19 protein-coding genes are annotated in these 16,106 nt (G+C 47.4%); all 19 read left to right on the forward strand.

Annotated features, from left to right (window positions below; all coding sequences use genetic code 11):
• Positions 1 to 72 precede the first annotated feature (72 nt).
• The 19 genes from atpB to csaB all read left to right on the forward strand — a co-directional run bounded on the left by atpB (position 73) and on the right by csaB (position 16,052).
• Entirely contained in the window at positions 73 to 762 is a 690-nt protein-coding gene (gene atpB, locus ACSNJE_RS01100) for a F0F1 ATP synthase subunit A (RefSeq protein ID WP_013121715.1), read from the forward strand.
• Between the two features lie 53 nt (positions 763 to 815).
• Positions 816 to 1,052 (forward strand): ATP synthase F0 subunit C, encoded by a 237-nt coding sequence (atpE, locus tag ACSNJE_RS01105; RefSeq protein ID WP_013121714.1) that lies wholly within the window; start codon positions 816 to 818, stop codon positions 1,050 to 1,052.
• 128 nt (positions 1,053 to 1,180) lie between these two features.
• Positions 1,181 to 1,687: a F0F1 ATP synthase subunit B gene (gene atpF / locus ACSNJE_RS01110; protein WP_052218994.1), complete on the forward strand. Its 507-nt coding sequence runs from the start codon at positions 1,181 to 1,183 to the stop codon at positions 1,685 to 1,687.
• Positions 1,681 to 2,247, forward strand: coding sequence for an ATP synthase F1 subunit delta (gene atpH, locus ACSNJE_RS01115; protein ID WP_495251762.1), 567 nt, complete (start codon positions 1,681 to 1,683; stop codon positions 2,245 to 2,247). The genes atpF and atpH overlap by 7 nt, the downstream gene beginning before the upstream one ends.
• Position 2,248: 1 nt before the next feature.
• Positions 2,249 to 3,751, forward strand: coding sequence for a F0F1 ATP synthase subunit alpha (gene atpA / locus ACSNJE_RS01120; protein WP_495251763.1), 1,503 nt, complete (start codon positions 2,249 to 2,251; stop codon positions 3,749 to 3,751).
• Positions 3,752 to 3,830: 79 nt separating this feature from the next.
• Positions 3,831 to 4,682 carry an ATP synthase F1 subunit gamma gene (atpG, locus tag ACSNJE_RS01125; RefSeq protein ID WP_052218997.1) on the forward strand — a complete coding sequence of 284 codons (852 nt, stop codon included), beginning with the start codon at positions 3,831 to 3,833 and terminating at the stop codon, positions 4,680 to 4,682.
• A 27-nt stretch (positions 4,683 to 4,709) separates the two neighbouring features.
• Positions 4,710 to 6,134, forward strand: coding sequence for a F0F1 ATP synthase subunit beta (atpD, locus tag ACSNJE_RS01130; RefSeq protein WP_013121709.1), 1,425 nt, complete (start codon positions 4,710 to 4,712; stop codon positions 6,132 to 6,134).
• Between the two features lie 2 nt (positions 6,135 to 6,136).
• A complete protein-coding gene (locus ACSNJE_RS01135) occupies positions 6,137 to 6,547 on the forward strand; it encodes a F0F1 ATP synthase subunit epsilon (RefSeq protein WP_052218999.1) in 411 nt (136 codons plus the stop codon).
• Between the two features lie 106 nt (positions 6,548 to 6,653).
• Positions 6,654 to 7,649: a stage II sporulation protein D gene (gene spoIID, locus ACSNJE_RS01140; RefSeq protein WP_052219000.1), complete on the forward strand. Its 996-nt coding sequence runs from the start codon at positions 6,654 to 6,656 to the stop codon at positions 7,647 to 7,649.
• Positions 7,650 to 7,727: 78 nt separating this feature from the next.
• Positions 7,728 to 7,982 (forward strand): sporulation transcriptional regulator SpoIIID, encoded by a 255-nt coding sequence (spoIIID, locus tag ACSNJE_RS01145; protein ID WP_013121706.1) that lies wholly within the window; start codon positions 7,728 to 7,730, stop codon positions 7,980 to 7,982.
• Positions 7,983 to 8,097: 115 nt separating this feature from the next.
• On the forward strand, positions 8,098 to 9,126 hold the full coding sequence (locus ACSNJE_RS01150) for a rod shape-determining protein (protein WP_013121705.1): 1,029 nt from the start codon (positions 8,098 to 8,100) through the stop codon (positions 9,124 to 9,126).
• 83 nt (positions 9,127 to 9,209) lie between these two features.
• Positions 9,210 to 9,965 carry a flagellar basal-body rod protein FlgF gene (flgF, locus tag ACSNJE_RS01155; RefSeq protein WP_052219002.1) on the forward strand — a complete coding sequence of 252 codons (756 nt, stop codon included), beginning with the start codon at positions 9,210 to 9,212 and terminating at the stop codon, positions 9,963 to 9,965.
• Between the two features lie 155 nt (positions 9,966 to 10,120).
• Positions 10,121 to 11,209 (forward strand): flagellar hook-basal body protein, encoded by a 1,089-nt coding sequence (locus ACSNJE_RS01160; RefSeq protein ID WP_013121703.1) that lies wholly within the window; start codon positions 10,121 to 10,123, stop codon positions 11,207 to 11,209.
• Positions 11,210 to 11,219: 10 nt separating this feature from the next.
• On the forward strand, positions 11,220 to 11,600 hold the full coding sequence (locus ACSNJE_RS01165) for a rod-binding protein (protein WP_495251764.1): 381 nt from the start codon (positions 11,220 to 11,222) through the stop codon (positions 11,598 to 11,600).
• A 95-nt stretch (positions 11,601 to 11,695) separates the two neighbouring features.
• Positions 11,696 to 12,649, forward strand: coding sequence for an LCP family protein (locus ACSNJE_RS01170; RefSeq protein ID WP_495251765.1), 954 nt, complete (start codon positions 11,696 to 11,698; stop codon positions 12,647 to 12,649).
• Between the two features lie 100 nt (positions 12,650 to 12,749).
• Complete coding sequence (locus ACSNJE_RS01175; RefSeq protein WP_013121700.1) at positions 12,750 to 12,962, forward strand: hypothetical protein; 213 nt, start codon at positions 12,750 to 12,752, stop codon at positions 12,960 to 12,962.
• Positions 12,963 to 13,013: 51 nt separating this feature from the next.
• On the forward strand, positions 13,014 to 13,757 hold the full coding sequence (locus tag ACSNJE_RS01180) for an S-layer homology domain-containing protein (protein ID WP_495251766.1): 744 nt from the start codon (positions 13,014 to 13,016) through the stop codon (positions 13,755 to 13,757).
• 190 nt (positions 13,758 to 13,947) lie between these two features.
• Positions 13,948 to 14,931, forward strand: coding sequence for an LCP family protein (locus tag ACSNJE_RS01185; protein WP_495251767.1), 984 nt, complete (start codon positions 13,948 to 13,950; stop codon positions 14,929 to 14,931).
• Positions 14,932 to 14,948: 17 nt separating this feature from the next.
• The gene (gene csaB, locus ACSNJE_RS01190) at positions 14,949 to 16,052 is read left to right on the forward strand and encodes a polysaccharide pyruvyl transferase CsaB (RefSeq protein WP_495251768.1); all 1,104 of its coding nucleotides are present in this window, start codon (positions 14,949 to 14,951) and stop codon (positions 16,050 to 16,052) included.
• The last annotated feature ends 54 nt before the right edge of the window (positions 16,053 to 16,106 follow it).

Raw genomic sequence — 16,106 nt, forward strand, 5'->3', positions numbered from 1 at the left:
CTGCAACGAAGCGCATAAATTAAAAACCAATATAAAAATTTGGAAGCTTAGCTTCGCGAAGGAGGTGGAAATGTGTCAGCAGAAGGTGGTCATGGACTTCCGGAACCTTTTGCCCATGTGGGTGGCATAGAAATACCCCACTTTGTAATTACGTCTTGGGCAATTATTCTTTTGCTTGGAATTTTATCTTACCTGGCAACCAGAAATATGAAGAAATTGCCGCAAGGCCTTCAGAATGTGATGGAGTTTGTTGTGGAGGGATTATTCGGGTTCTTTGGCGGCATCATGGGCGAAGAAAGGGCAAGAAAATATGGGCCGTTTCTGGCAACGTGTTTTCTTTACATACTTCTCTCCAATTACTCCGGCTTGCTTCCGGGGGCGGCAATGATACCCGGTTTTGTGCCTCCGACCAACAACATCAGTATTACTGCAGGTCTGGCAATTTTAGTTTTCTTATCGGTATTTTATTTTGGCATACGGGCAAAAGGAATTGGATTTTTTAAGCATTTCTTTCAGCCAATGGCTTTCCTATTCATCCTGAACATTATAGAAGAGCTGGTTAGACCGGTATCTCTCTCCCTTCGTCTATACGGTAACATTTTCGGGGAGGAAATGATTATTGCCAAATTATCAGAAATGGTGCCTGTTTTGGTGCCGGTACCAATGATGCTCTTGGGTGTTCTGACGGGAGCAATTCAGGCTTTCGTTTTTACATTGTTAGCTACCACATATATTGCGGGAGCTACAGATGAACATCACTAAGCAAAACAAAATTTGTTAAGTTAACTTTTCAACATGGAAGGGGGGGAAAATAAATGACAACAGTTCACGGTCTTATCGCCCTTGGCGCCGCATTTGCAGTCGGTGTTGCCGCTATAGGAGCCGGTATCGGTCAGGGTATTGCATCCGGTAAGGCTTTTGAAAGTATTGCCCGTCAACCGGAAGTAAGTGGTACAATTAGAACATTGCTGTTTATTGCCTTAGCATTTATGGAGACCTTAACTATTTACGGTCTGTTAATCGCATTCATGTTAGTAGGTAAGATTGGTTAATGAAAACACGGTTAAGTGTTGGTTGTTATATCGACTAGGGCGAGGAGATCAGGGAAGGTATAACCTTGGTCTCTTTTCGCCTAAAACAAAGTTTTTAAGGTTATAGAGAGGGGGTAAATTGGTACAATATGGCATTATTGGAAAGCTTGGGTTTTGCGCCCCTGAAATTTGTATGGCAAATAGTCAACTTCCTCATTCTGCTCTTTATCCTGAACAAGCTGTTGTATAAGCCGATGCTGCAAATGCTGGACGACCGTAAAAAATCCATAGAAGACGCTATAAACAGCGCAGAGACAGCCAAAGCCGAGGCGGAAGCCCTGAGGAAGGAGTATGAAACCAGGCTTGCTGAGGCCAAAAAGGAGGCCCAGGACATTATAGCCAAGGCTGCTCAACTGGGCGAAGAGATGAAAAAAGAAATTGTTGCCAATGCCCAGGAAGAAGCTAATAAGGCAATTCGTAAAGCACAGGAGGAGATTGCGAGGGAAAAGGATGCTGCTGTTGCGGCCTTGCGTGACGAGGTGGCAACTCTAGCTGTAATGGCGGCCGGAAAAGTACTGGGTAAAGCTATAAGTGTTGAGGACCATGAAAAATTGGTGAAAGACTTTGTACAAGAGGTGGGCGGTTTAAAATGTTAGAGAATGCTGTTGCCCGCCGCTATGCCCAGGCCTTTTTTGCTATTGCCCAGGAAAAAAATGAGTTGGACAAACTTGAAGAAGAACTTCGGTTTGTTATTGAGACCATTAACAGCAACCCGGAGCTGAAGATGGTTCTTGACCATCAACTGGTGGCTCCGGAAGAAAAAAAAGAAATACTTAGCAATATTTTTTCCCAGGAAGTGTCGGAAATTACTTTAAATTTCTTGGCGGTTATTGCCGAGAAGTACCGGGCTCCTTACATAGAAGAGATTTACAAACAGTTTGTAGGTTTCGCTAACGAAGCGAAAAATATTGCCGAAGCCTACATAAAGTCGGCACAACCTCTCGGTGATAAAGATTTAGCCGCTATTCAGGAAAAATTGAGCAAAGCGACCTGCAAAAACATCAAACTCATCAACGAAGTAGACCCCAACCTGATTGGTGGGGTTGTAGTGCGCATCGGGGACAAAGTAATGGACGGCAGTATTCTTAGAAGACTTGATCTATTAAAAGAAAAACTGATGCAAATTTCAGTCAAGGAGATAGGGGTGAGGAACTAAGATGAAATTGAGACCGGAAGAAATCAGTTCGATTATTAAACAACAAATCGAACGTTATCGCACCGAGGTCGAGATATCTGATGTCGGTACAGTTATTCAGGTAGGAGACGGTATTGCCCGTATTTATGGCCTTGAAGAGGCTGTGGCGGGTGAGATGCTGGAATTCCCCGGTGGCATTTACGGAATGGCCCTCAACCTCGAAGAAGACAATATCGGTTGCGTTATTTTAGGACCTTATACTCAGATTCGCGAGGGGGATCCCGTTAAGCGTACAGGCCGGATCGTCGAGGTTCCTGTAGGTGATGCTTTATTAGGCAGGGTTGTAAATGCTCTGGGTCAACCGATTGACGGTAAAGGTCCAATCAACACTGATAAGTTCCGTCCTGTAGAGAAACGGGCCGAGGGCGTTATCGAACGGAAATCCGTTCATGAACCGTTACAGACCGGTATTAAGGCTATTGACTCCATGGTTCCCATTGGCCGTGGACAGCGGGAACTTATAATCGGTGACCGCCAGACAGGTAAAACTGCTATAGCCGTTGACACCATCATTAACCAAAAGGATACAGACGTAATTTGTATTTACGTAGCCATAGGGCAAAAGGCTTCTACAGTGGCCGGTGTTGTGAAGACTTTAGAGGAACACGGCGCTATGGATTACACCATCGTTGTTTCCGCAACAGCCAGTGAACCGGCGCCGATGCTCTTTATAGCTCCATATGCCGGCTGCGCAATGGGCGAGGAATTCATGTTCCAGGGTAAGCATGTGCTGATAATTTACGATGACCTGTCCAAACAGGCTGCTGCTTACCGGGAGATGTCCCTGTTGCTCCGCCGTCCTCCGGGCCGCGAAGCTTATCCGGGCGATGTTTTCTATCTGCACTCCCGTTTGCTCGAACGGGCTTCCAAGCTGAACGATGAACTCGGCGGCGGTTCCCTGACGGCTCTGCCGGTCATTGAAACCCAGGCCGGCGACGTTTCGGCTTATATTCCGACAAACGTTATTTCCATTACCGACGGACAGATTTTCCTGGAGTCTGACCTGTTCTATGCGGGCCAGCGCCCGGCTATCCACGTTGGTCTGTCCGTATCCCGGGTTGGTGGCGCCGCTCAGATCAAGGCCATGAAACAAGTTGCCGGTCGTCTGAGGATCGACCTGGCGCAGTACCGGGAATTAGCCGCCTTCGCGCAGTTCGGATCTGACCTGGACAAAGCAACCCAGGCTCGTCTGACCCGTGGTGAGCGGATGATGGCAATTCTGAAACAGGATCAATATAAACCAATGCCGGTAGAAGACCAGGTTATGGTTCTGTTTACTGCCGTTAACGGATATTTGGACGATTTGGAAGTTGATAGAATCGGCAAGTTTGAAGAAGACTTCCTGAAATTCATGCATTCCAGTAAGCCTGAAATCGGCAAAGAAATCCGCGAAAAACAAGTACTCAGCGATGAGTTGATTGAAAAACTGAAGGCAGCAGTTGTTGAGTTCAAGAAAATGTTCTAATCTATAGTCTGTACACTAATGCGGTTTTTATCCGGATATTTAAGGTAAGGCCATAGAAAAAAGGTGGTGAGATGTCCACATGGCAAGTGCGCGAGATATCAGGCGCAGGATTAAGAGTGTTAAGAGTACCCAGCAGATAACCAAGGCTATGAAAATGGTCGCTGCTGCAAAATTGCGCCGCGCTCAGGAACGGGTTATTGCGGCCAGACCCTTTGCCGGCAAAATACAAGAAGTGCTGGCAAGGTTAGCGGCGGCAAATTCGGGAGTTTCTCATCCCCTTTTAGAGGTGAGAGAGCCTAAAAGTATCGGGTACGTCCTTATTACCGCGGACCGGGGTCTGTGTGGCGGTTACAATGCCAACATTATAAGGATGGCCCACCGGGATTTAAATAATATGCAAGGCGCAAGCCTGATTACGATCGGCAGAAAGGGAAGGGATTATTTCCGGCGGCGCGGATTTGATATCAAATCCGAGTTTATCGGGCTGGGGGAAGATATCCCATTTGCAACGGCTAAAGACATTGCCCAGACCCTAATGGACTATTATGTAAAAGGCGTTGTTGACGAGGTTTACCTGACCTTCACAGAATTTGTTTCTGCTATTACCCAGAAGCCCAAAACCATCAAGCTCCTTCCTGTTGAAACGCCGAAGGAAAAGGAAGGAACGAGCCAGGTGGATTATATTTATGAACCGGCACCGGATGTATTGTTGGGAGAATTACTGCCCAAATATGTGGAAACAACTGTATATAGGGCCTTGCTGGAAGCTAAGGCCAGTGAACACGGCGCCAGGATGACGGCTATGGGTTCGGCGACAGACAACGCCACAGAAATGATTGACAAGCTTACTTTGTCCCTGAACCGGGCGCGACAAGCAGCCATCACCAAGGAAATTTCCGAAATCGTTGGTGGAGCAAACGCGCTGGATTAATTGCCAGAATAGGAGGGAAAACGCGGCATGAACGTAGGTAAAGTAGTACAGGTAGTTGGACCGGCCGTAGACATTGAGTTCGAACCCGGTAAACTGCCAAATATATACAATGCCATTGTCATTAGATCAGCTGACCAGGACGAAAAGAAATCTACAGTTGATATTAATGTAACTCTTGAAGTCATGCAGCATCTCGGTAACAATATGTGTCGTTGTGTTGCCATGAGTTCAACCGATGGTCTTGTCAGAGGTATGAAGGCCATAGATACCGGCGCACCTATCACCGTTCCCGTCGGACGTCCGGCTCTTGGCCGGTTGATGAACGTCCTTGGGGATTCTATTGACCATAAGGGGCCAATTGAGTCAGATGTCAGATATCCGATTCACCGGCCCGCACCTGCATTTGAAGACCAAGAAACCGCTACAGAAATACTGGAAACGGGTATAAAGGTCGTTGACCTGTTAGCTCCTTACGCAAAGGGTGGTAAAATCGGTCTCTTCGGTGGCGCCGGTGTTGGAAAAACCGTATTAATTATGGAGCTTATCCGGAACATTGCTTATGAGCACGGCGGATTCTCCGTTTTTGCCGGCGTTGGTGAGCGTACCCGCGAAGGTAATGACCTCTACCATGAAATGATTGCCGGTGGAGTTATTGACAAGACGGCAATGGTGTTCGGTCAGATGAATGAACCGCCGGGCGCCCGTCTTCGGGTTGCTTTGACCGGCTTGACTGTAGCCGAATTTTTCCGTGATGAAGAGGGACAGGACGTTCTTCTCTTTATCGACAACATTTTCCGTTTCACCCAGGCCGGTTCTGAGGTTTCTGCGCTACTGGGCCGGATGCCGTCTGCGGTTGGTTACCAGCCGACACTGGCCACAGAAATGGGTCAGTTGCAGGAGCGTATTACGTCAACTAAAAAGGGTTCCATCACATCGGTTCAGGCCATTTACGTGCCTGCCGATGACCTGACCGACCCCGCTCCGGCCACAGCATTTGCCCACCTGGACGCTACAACGGTTCTTTCCCGGCAAATAGCCGAGTTGGGTATTTACCCGGCTGTGGACCCCCTTGATTCCACTTCCCGGGTACTTGACCCGAGAATTGTTGGCGAAGAACATTACCGGGTAGCCCGTGATGTCCAGAACATTCTCCAGAGATATAAAGAATTGCAGGACATCATCGCGATTCTCGGTATGGACGAATTGTCCGATGAAGATAAACTTATTGTTGCTCGGGCCAGAAAGATTCAGAGATTCTTGTCGCAGCCCTTCTTCGTTGCGGAAACCTTTACCGGAACACCAGGTAAATATGTTCCATTAAAAGAAACTATCCGTGGGTTTAAAGAAATTGTCGAAGGAAAACACGACTCAATTCCCGAAGGAGCATTCCTGATGGCAGGGACTATCGATGAGGTTGTAGCGAGGGCCAAAGAGCTAGAGGGAAGTGAGTAATTATGGCCGACAAGCAGGTAAAAGTTGAGATAGTTACTCCGGAGCGCATCGTTTTTTCAGAAGAGGTGGAATTCGTTGTCGTTCCCGGAGAAGAGGGTTATCTCGGTATCCTGGCCAATCATGCCCCTATCGTGGCAGCGCTCAAAATTGGGGTTATGAAGGTTATCCAAAATCAAAAAGAAATAAAACTTGCTATTAGTGGCGGTTTTATGGAAGTAAGCAAAAATAAACTTGTTGTACTGGCTGATACAGCCGAGCGGGGCGACGAAATTGACGTCGCACGGGCCAGGGCGGCTAAAGAAAGAGCAGAACAGAGACTTGCCAGCCGGACCCACGATATAGACCTCGTTCGGGCTGAGCTGGCCTTACGCAGGGCTATCGCCCGTATCAAAGCAGCCGGCTACGAAGTTTAGAAAACAAAAAAAACATGGTCTTTGGACCATGTTTTTTTTTTTGGTCATAAGAAGCGGCCCTGTTTCATACTTTTAAACATAAGATGGACAAAAAAAGGGAGGGACTATGAAAAAACTGATTTGGGCAGTATTATTTATGTTTGTTTTGGCTACCGTATTAATTCCGGCAGTAATAAATTGGCCTGCGGCAAATCACGACATGGAGCGGGGGCTGCTCAATGAATACGCAGGAAAACCTTTAACTGTAAATGTTTATATCAGTGCCAGGAAAAAAACGGTGGCGATACCTTTGGAAGAATACCTCATCGGCGTTGTGGCCGCTGAAATGCCGGCAAATTTTGAAACAGAAGCCTTAAAAGCGCAAGCTGTTGCGGCAAGAACGTATACAATCAGGAGAATGCTGATGGTTGATCCGGATTTACATCCAGGTACTCAGGGGGCCAAATTGTGCGACCGCCCAACCCACTGTCAGGCCTGGTTTTCCAGTGAGGAATTAAAAAAGAAGTGGGGTATGTTCAAGTATCCTTTATACATTTATAAAATAAAAAAAGCAGTGCAGGAAACAAAAGGAAAAGTTCTCGTCTATAACAACCAATTAGCTGACCCTGTTTACCACGGGTCCTGCGGAGGGGCGGGAACAGAAAAATCGGGAAACGTGTGGAAATATGACATACCATATTTGCAGGCCGTAAAGTGCCAATGGGACGACCTCACAAAACCGGGATTAATTAATAAGACTACTGTTTCGGTAAAAGAGTTCGCAGCCTTATTAAACCTGCCCGGTAAAGTTGAAGCAATAATCCCTTTATTGAAAAACGGGATCTATTCAAAAAACAAACGCCTAATTTCAGTAAAATCAGGGAGTGAAGTTATTTCCGGCAACGCCTTTCGGACCAAATTAGGTCTTGCATCATCTGTCTTTTCGTGGGAAATAAAAGGCGACAAAGTTACATTTACAACTAAGGGCAAAGGACATGGAGTTGGCATGTGTCAATACGGCGCCAACGGCATGGCCAAAGCAGGGAAAAACTACCGGGAAATTCTTGCTTATTACTATAAAGGAACACAAATCAGCAGTCTTGTGAAATTTGTGCCAAAGTAACGGAAGACCATACTTTTTCGGCATTTATTACACTCCTCCGCATATATATTTATTAGTAAATTGCGGGGAGGTAGATTAATGCAAGATTATATTCGGAAACGCGTACTTGATATAAGCAATTATATCATGGATACAAAGGCAACGGTCAGGCAAGCTGCTGCTGTATTTGGAGTCAGCAAAAGTACCGTACATAAGGATATGACGGAAAGGCTGCCGATGATAAATAAGAAGCTGGCGCAAAAGATAAGGGAAATACTGGAGTTTAACAAAGCAGAGCGTCATCTCCGCGGTGGAGAAGCAACCCGAAAAAAATATCAGGAAATGGTGGAATAGACAAGAAAAAAAAGGAATTCCCCTAAATACGTAGAATTATAATTTTCAGGGTAATTATTACCACTTTGGGCTATTATACCTAGACTCAGTTACGTTTGAAAGGGGAATTAAATAAATGTTTTTCTTTGGTACAGATATTGGCGTAGATTTAGGAACGGCTAACGTTCTTGTATTTGTAAAAGGAAAAGGAATTGTATTGCGGGAACCCTCTGTGGTGGCCATGGATAAATTGACGGGCCGTATCATTGCTGTCGGAGAAGAAGCCCGGAAAATGCTGGGCCGCACGCCCGGTAATATTGTAGCAACCCGGCCGCTTAGAGAAGGTGTAATAGCTGACTACGATGTAACGGAAAAAATGCTTAAATATTTTATAAATAAGGCCTGTGGGCGGAGTTTTTTCTTTCGCCCCCGGATTATGGTCTGCATTCCGTCCGGTGTAACCGGGGTGGAGGAAAGGGCTGTTCGACAGGCCGCGCTGCAGGCTGGAGCCAGACAAGCCCACCTGATCGAAGAACCTCTTGCCGCAGCTTTGGGTGCGGGCCTGGAGATTTCCGAAGCCAGCGGCAGCATGGTTGTAGATATTGGCGGAGGTACCACTGATATTGCAGTACTCTCCCTGGGCGGAATAGTAACCAGTGAGTCCCTCAGGGTAGGTGGGGACAAGTTTGATGAGGCTATTGTCCGCTATATCAGAAGGGAATTTAACCTGATGATCGGTGAGAGAACGGCCGAAGAATTGAAGATGACAGTCGGTACTGCCTATCCGCAGGGTAAAACGGAAAATACCGTTACGGATATCAGGGGTAGGGACCTGGTTACAGGTTTGCCTAAGACCGTTAAAGTTTCCAGCCAGCAGACCTACGAGGCAATGCAGGAAGTTATCGAATCTGTTGTCAGCGCCGTTAAGGAAGTCCTGGAAAGAACTCCTCCGGAACTCTCCGCAGATATTATAAATAAAGGTATTTGTATGACCGGAGGAGGCTCGCTGCTGAACGGCCTGGATACTTTGCTGAGTAAGGAGACGGGGCTGCCTGTATATGTGGCTGATGATCCCCTGTCCTGCGTAGCATTGGGGACAGGAAAGGCCCTAAATATGATTAATGTATTATCAGTAAATAACCGTGGTACAAAAAAGGTAGTTTAAATATTTCGGACCACTGGTTTAATTTAGATTAAGCGCTTTAGTGAGCCAAATAATAAACCGGTCAAAAAAGGAGGTGAAGGATAATGATCAGGGGTCTCTACACGTCGGCTGCCGGTATGCTGGCGGAATCAGCCAGAAACGATGTGGCGGCTAATAACCTGGCTAATGTAAATACTACCGGTTACAAAAAGGATACTGCCGTGTTTAAGTCATTTCCCGAAATGTTGATTCAGCGCATGGAAAAACCGGACAATCCGGCGCAGTTAAAGCCTGAAAAAGTTGGGTGGTTGGGGACGGGAGTCATTGTTGATGAAGTTATCACCATACATACCCAGGGACAACTGAAAGAGACTACCAACCCACTGGATATGGCTATTAGCGGGGATGGATACTTTGTGATACAAACACCCGCCGGAGAACGCTACACCAGAAACGGCGCTTTCACTCTGGACAGCGAAGGGTACCTTGTTACCTCCGAGGGCAATTATGTCTTGGGCCAAAGGGGCCGCATCCGTATAGGAAATAATGATATAGTGGTGGACAAGCAGGGCAACATTTCGGCCAATGGACAGGTAATTGACACTTTACGAATTGTTTCCTTTAATGACCCCAACCGGTTGGTGAAACAGGGTGACAGCCTTTTTGCGGGTGGACAACCTGTGGCCGGTTTTAACGGTCAGATCATGCAAAAGGCACTGGAAACCTCCAATGTGAATCCCGTGCAAGAAATGGTTGACCTGATTACAATTATGCGTGCTTACGAGGCCAACCAAAAGATGATTCAGGCCCACGACCAGACCCTGGGCCAGGCAATCAACGACGTTGCCAGGTTTAAGTAGGTCATTAGTTAAGATGGATAGGAACAGGCGAAATTAAGAAGATTTAAAAGATGGGTAGTATCAGGTAAAATTAAAGAGGCCGGACCGCAGCGCGGAAGCCTCTCCTGCCGCTGACCGACTGAGGCGGCAAAGGGAAATTACGGGAGGAATAAATAATGTTACAGGCGTTATGGTCAGCAAGTTCCGGTATGCTGGGCCAGCAGTTGGCTATGGACTCTATAGCCAATAACCTGGCCAACGTGAACACTACCGGCTATAAAAAGTCCAGAGTAGAGTTTCAGGACTTGCTTTATTCTGAAATGCGCGCTCCCGGCAAAAAGACTTTGCGGGGAGAAATCATTCCCACCGGATTCCAGACGGGTAACGGTGTCCGGCCGGCGGGTACGCCGGTTATCTTTGGACAGGGCATAATTCAACAGACTGATAACCCGTTGGACCTCGCCATTGAAGGGAATGCCTTCTTTGCAGTAAGGCGCCCGGACGGCAGCCTTGCTTATACCAGGGACGGCTCTTTTAAACTGGACGCAAAGGGAACACTGGTAACGGCTGACGGGTCCAAGGTCCTTGATGAAAACCTTAACCCCCTGACCTTTGACAGCCCGCAATCTTTGAAGATAGACAACGCGGGAGCCATTTTGGAACAACAAGCAGTGGGCAGAATACCCGGATTTGTTTTCGAGGCGGCAGATAAACTGGAAAAAGTAGAAGACGGTTATTTCCGGCCGACCAGGGAGTCCGGCAAGGCTTTGCCTGCAGAACAGAACAATAAGGAAGGAAGGGACCTTTATTTTCAAGTTTTACTGCCCGACGGGAAGGTGGCTTACACCAAGGAAACTCAGGTCAGCGTTGATAAGAACGGCAGGCTGATTACGGAGAAGGGGTACCCCATTGTGCCGGAAGTTTATCTCCGGTTGGCCGATGGGTCTGTGACCCTTGACAAGGAGGGTAACCTTACGGCTGCAGTACAGGTGGGCAAGCTACGGCTGGTCAAGTTTGTCAACCCAGCCGGGTTAAATAAAATTGGCTCGAATATGTATGCCGAATCGGTGAATTCCGGCGCAGCCACTGTAGCGGGACCAGCCGATTATACACTGAGGAGTTCAGCATTGGAAGGCTCCAATGTGGAGGTGGCGGAAGAAATGGTCAACATGATCATTGCCAACCGGGCCTACGAATTGAGCTCCAGGTCCATCAGGACTTCAGATGAAATGCTGGGGATGGCCAATCAACTACTCAAGCGGTAGGTGACAAAGGGTGAGAATAGATAATAACCTGCTTACCTCAATTCCTATCAAGGATAGCCGTCGGGCCCTGCCTGAACCGGAACGGCCGGATTTTGCCCAGGTCCTGGAAAAGGCCCAGTCGGCCGGTGGCGACAAACAAATCAGGGAAGCCGCCCAGCAATTGGAAGCACTGCTTTTATACCAAATGTTTTCAGCCATGCGCAAGACCGTGCCCAGTACAGAAATCTTTGGCGAGAAAAGCTTTGGTACAGAGCTTTTCCAAAGCATGTTTGATCAGGAAGTCAGCATTCAGACAGCCCTGAACGGAGCGGGCGGGCTGGGCGATGTAATTTACGAACAGCTAGCGGGGCTGCCGAAGGACGATAAAGAAGAAGGTAAAAGTAAAAGATAAAAAATATGCCGGGAGAACCGGCATATTTTTTTTACATTTTTCCAATACTAATATGAGGTTGTTGCAAATATGAGCTGAAAGCGGGGAAATATAAAGTGTTTCAAATGGGCAGAACCAGGCAAATGTGTACCAGGCTTTTGGTGATTATCGGCTTGTTGGCCTTTGTTGCCACGACAACGGTTTATTACATAGATGAAAAGTTGCGCTATGAACCCAGGATATCGTCACGGGCCGCCGTTACAGAGAAAAAGCCTTTACCCGGGCATTGGTTACGGACGAGCCCGGACCCCGGAAAGCCAGGCTCAGATAAAGAGAATAATAAGGTTAAGACACTGAACCATGATGACGGGAAACTATTTTCTCCTGAACAGGTTTCCGAGCCACTTAAGGAAGATGTATCCTTTCGCCACCTGAATAAGGCTTTAAACGCAATAAATATTTTATACATCTGGACGGACAAGGCCAATTTAAAGGTTGTATCTATAATGACCCTGAATAAAACCAGTAGACGACCGGCTTTGGTAGTGATACCTCTCAGTACTGTCCTGGGAGAAAACGGGGAGACTCTCCAGGATATTTATGCAGCCGAGGGAAAAGTGGGCATGATTAAACGGTTAGAAAACCGTCTGGAAACAGAGATAGATAATTATGTACACATAAACAATGAAGCTTTGTATGAAATAAGTGATATCCTTGGGCCTTTGCAGTTAGGAAATGAAAGGATTGCCATGGCGAAGGTCCTGGAAGAATCGGCCAAAGGGCTACGGCCAAATGACGAAAGAATTGTGCGTGCTGTAGCCAAACAGGCTATCAAACCTATAACTTTGGTCAAATTTCCGGCTATCGTCAAAGTATTCAAACAACACGTGGAAAGTGATATATCCGTTCAACAGGTACTACAGTTACTGCAATATACAAGACAAATGGATATAAACAACATGCGCAAGCAAGCCCTGCCCGGGCGTGAAATATGTTCAGAAGGGAAACGCCGCCAATTGGTGGCCGCCGATACCTGGCAGAACATTTTATATGACTTGACCAATCAATAATACATAGAGACGAGTCGATTTAGCTCGTTTTTTTTTATAGCCAGGGCAGGATTTGGCCCGGGCGCTGCCGAATGTAAAATTAACCAAAGGAGGTAGGAAAATGAATAAGGGGAAAATCATAATTCTCACCAGCGTAATTATATTGACTGTGCTAGGTTTTGTCTTGGGAAACGCGGTTAACGCAGCTATCAGCGGGCCGGGTTCTTCCAGCGACCCTTTGGTAACGAAAAGTTATGTTGATGCCCAACTGAACAAACTGCAGAACCAGTTAAATGACTTAAAGGCAGAAGTTGAGCAGCTCAAGAAGAAATAAGAACGTTTAACCAGACGTTTTGCCGGAATAGAAGCGACTAAAGGAAGTGATATGTTGAGGATCCGCCTTAAATATCTGGTCTTACTGCCCTTGTTGGCAGGTTTTTTGGCAGCGCAGTTTGTTCAGGCTGCCACTGCTCCTCCGGGCAGTGTAAATAATCCCGTGGTTTCCAGGAGCTATGTGGAAAAAGCGCTGCAGCCGCTGCGTGACGAAATCAGCAGGTTGGAAGCGGAAGTGGCCGCATTAAAAGCTCAAAGGGCCGTTAAGTTCGACGACGTGCCGACTACCCATTGGGCCTATGACAGCATTACTTATATGGTGAACAAAAACATTGTCAAAGGCGTGGGGGCCGGTAAATTTGCCCCCGGCAGCCAAACTACCAGGGCCCAGTTGGCGGTAATGATAGTTAATGCCCTGCAACTGCCAACGACGGGTGTCAAAGCTGAGTTTACAGATGTTCCGGCATCTCATTGGGCTTACAGTCATATAGCCGCGGCCCAAAAAGCCGGTATTATTTCAGGTAATGACGGAAAATTCAGGCCGAACGACAGCGTTACCAGGGGCGAAATGGCGGCTATGCTGGTCAGGGCATTTAATCTGGAACGCCTGAACAAGGCTGCCCGGTTTTCCGATGTGCAGCCGGGGTATTGGGCTTACGATTTAATAATGCGGGTGGCCGATAACGGTATATCAAGAGGGTATGAAGACGGTACCTTCCGGCCCGCCAACAAGGTCAGCCGGGCAGAGGTTTGTGTTTTCCTGGCCTTAAGCCTGGACCCGGCCAGGAGAAAATAATCTCCATGGAGACATTTTAAAAGCAGTCGATTGGTTTCAGGTATACCTGAAGCCAATTTTTTTTCCTAAATATCCAGAAAATGATGCGGCCGAAGTGAGGGAAATTTAAAAAGTGAAACAGGAAACGGCCAAAAATTCTCGAATTCATTAAAAATGTGTTATATTTTGTTGCTTTAAGGAGTACATAACCATGGACTTTTACCGATTTGATCAGGAGTATTACGCTGCCGCTACCCGGGTAGAAAGGTTAAAAATCAGGCGGCTAAACAAAAGGAGACTGGTGTTCCGCCTGTTTCTCGTTTTTGCTTTTATAGGGCTTGGGGTTTATTCAGTGTATAGTTACGGGGACCGGGCCAGGGATTTTCTGGCGTGGCGCATCGGGGAAACTTTTGCCGGAGACAGTATTGAAAAAAGGCCGGAGGCCCTGGCTAAACCGGCAGATCCGGTCAAAAATATACTGATTATGGGCACAGATCAAAGGGAAAATGAACCTTCCCGGTCCGATACGATAATTGTGGCGATGCTTAACCTAAAAACGAAAAAGGCCCATTTTATTTCTCTGCCGCGGGATTCCCGGGTAAAAATAGAGGGGTTCAAACATAAAACAAAACTTAACCATGCCCACTCAAACGGCGGGATAAAGCTGGTTAAAGGCACCATAGAAAATTTATTAGGTATCAAAATACATAATTACGTGGAAACCAACTTCACCGGTTTTGCAAATATTATTGACCTGCTGGGGGGAGTAGAGATAGATGTGGAACAAAGGATGTATTACCCTCCAGAAGATATAGACGTGAAAAAAGGCCGGCAGGTGCTGGACGGGCATGACGCTTTGGGCTACGTTCGGTACCGCAGTGACGGCAGGGGCGACCTGGGGCGTATCGAACGGCAGCAGAAGTTTTTAAAGGCGCTCATCGAACAGCATTTGCGGCTGGGAACATTATTGAAGCTGCCGGATATTATCGAACAATTAAAGGAAAATGTTAAAACCGATATGTCAGTAGCAGACCTTTTATCTCTGGCCGAAAACTTTCATTCGATGAAGGCGGCAGATGTGCAGTTTCACCAGCTCCCCGGGAAGCCCAGTTACATACACGGCGCCAGTTATTTTATTGTGGATGAAGAGGAACTGCAGTATTTAATGAGGGAAATTGAGGCAGATTTAAGATAGGAAAGGAATTTTTTATAATGAAGAAAGTAGTTATTTCCGGCTACTATGGTTATGACAATGTCGGGGATGAAGCATTGCTCAAAGCCATAGTCGATGCCCTGCGCAGTTGTGATAATAAAATACACATCACAGTCCTTTCCGCACAACCGGAAAAAACGGGCCGCAGCCTCGGTGTGGCTGCGGTAAGCCGGACCAACCTGCGGGAAATAGTGGCGGCCATCAGAAATACGGACCTGTTGATAAGCGGCGGCGGCAGCCTGCTGCAGGATGTGACGGGCCCTCTGACCATCCCCTATTACCTGGGGATTGTTGCTATTGCGAAGGCTTTGGGCAAGCCGGTCATGTTTTATGCCCAGGGGGTAGGCCCGGTCAATAAAAAGTTGGGCCGCACCCTGATTAAGCATATTGTGAACAAGGTGGACCTGATCACATTGCGGGACAGGGAATCGGCAGAACTGCTGAAAGAGATCGGGGTCCGGAAACCTGTCGTCAAAGTGACGGCGGATCCCGTTTTTGGCCTGGGCGGCGCCGGAGAAGCGGAGCCGGGCGAAAGGGTTCTGGCCGGATTTGGCATTGATTTAAAGAAAGGGCCTCTCGTAGGCATAGCCATCCGGCCGTGGCCCAACTATGAAAGTTCACTCAACGCACTTGCTGAAGCCGCCGGTTACCTGCTGAGCCTGGGCCGGCAGGTGGTTATTATTCCCATGCATTATCCTGTTGATTTACCGGCGGCAAAAGAATTGCACAAACGACTGGGGAATAAATCTGTTTTGCTTGACAGGAGCCTGGGGCCCGACCGGTTAATGGCCCTGACCGGAAAGCTGGAACTGGTTATTGCCATGCGGCTGCACGCCCTAATTTTCGGGGCTGTGCAAGGTGTCCCGGTGATCGGTATCAGCTATGACCCCAAAGTGGATAAGTTCCTGCAAAGCCCTGGCTGTTTTTCGGCGGGAAGCGTTGATTCCGTCAGCAGTGAAACTTTGATCAGGCTTATAGACTATATACTTCGGAACAGGGAAGCCGTTTCCGGGCAATTGGCTGAATTCAGCCGAGGCTTGAGAGAAGCTGCCCTGGAAAACGCCCGCCTGGCTATCGAACTTTTAAACAGAAAAGCCAATTAGTTGTTTAATTTTTTTGTTCAAAGCGCTATAATATGTATAGATGGTCTATACATG

Source organism: Thermincola sp. GK-1, assembly GCF_059412445.1.

Excerpts from the sequence above, each read along its gene's own strand:
- atpE (WP_013121714.1), top strand. The coding sequence starts at position 816 with ATGACAACAGTTCACGGTCTTATCGCCCTTGGCGCCGCATTTGCAGTC.
- atpF (WP_052218994.1), top strand. The coding sequence starts at position 1,181 with ATGGCATTATTGGAAAGCTTGGGTTTTGCGCCCCTGAAATTTGTATGG.
- atpH (WP_495251762.1), top strand. The coding sequence starts at position 1,681 with ATGTTAGAGAATGCTGTTGCCCGCCGCTATGCCCAGGCCTTTTTTGCT.
- atpA (WP_495251763.1), top strand. The coding sequence starts at position 2,249 with ATGAAATTGAGACCGGAAGAAATCAGTTCGATTATTAAACAACAAATC.
- atpG (WP_052218997.1), top strand. The coding sequence starts at position 3,831 with ATGGCAAGTGCGCGAGATATCAGGCGCAGGATTAAGAGTGTTAAGAGT.
- atpD (WP_013121709.1), top strand. The coding sequence starts at position 4,710 with ATGAACGTAGGTAAAGTAGTACAGGTAGTTGGACCGGCCGTAGACATT.
- ACSNJE_RS01135 (WP_052218999.1), top strand. The coding sequence starts at position 6,137 with ATGGCCGACAAGCAGGTAAAAGTTGAGATAGTTACTCCGGAGCGCATC.
- spoIID (WP_052219000.1), top strand. The coding sequence starts at position 6,654 with ATGAAAAAACTGATTTGGGCAGTATTATTTATGTTTGTTTTGGCTACC.
- spoIIID (WP_013121706.1), top strand. The coding sequence starts at position 7,728 with ATGCAAGATTATATTCGGAAACGCGTACTTGATATAAGCAATTATATC.
- ACSNJE_RS01150 (WP_013121705.1), top strand. The coding sequence starts at position 8,098 with ATGTTTTTCTTTGGTACAGATATTGGCGTAGATTTAGGAACGGCTAAC.
- flgF (WP_052219002.1), top strand. The coding sequence starts at position 9,210 with ATGATCAGGGGTCTCTACACGTCGGCTGCCGGTATGCTGGCGGAATCA.
- ACSNJE_RS01160 (WP_013121703.1), top strand. The coding sequence starts at position 10,121 with ATGTTACAGGCGTTATGGTCAGCAAGTTCCGGTATGCTGGGCCAGCAG.
- ACSNJE_RS01175 (WP_013121700.1), top strand. The coding sequence starts at position 12,750 with ATGAATAAGGGGAAAATCATAATTCTCACCAGCGTAATTATATTGACT.
- ACSNJE_RS01180 (WP_495251766.1), top strand. The coding sequence starts at position 13,014 with ATGTTGAGGATCCGCCTTAAATATCTGGTCTTACTGCCCTTGTTGGCA.
- ACSNJE_RS01185 (WP_495251767.1), top strand. The coding sequence starts at position 13,948 with ATGGACTTTTACCGATTTGATCAGGAGTATTACGCTGCCGCTACCCGG.
- csaB (WP_495251768.1), top strand. The coding sequence starts at position 14,949 with ATGAAGAAAGTAGTTATTTCCGGCTACTATGGTTATGACAATGTCGGG.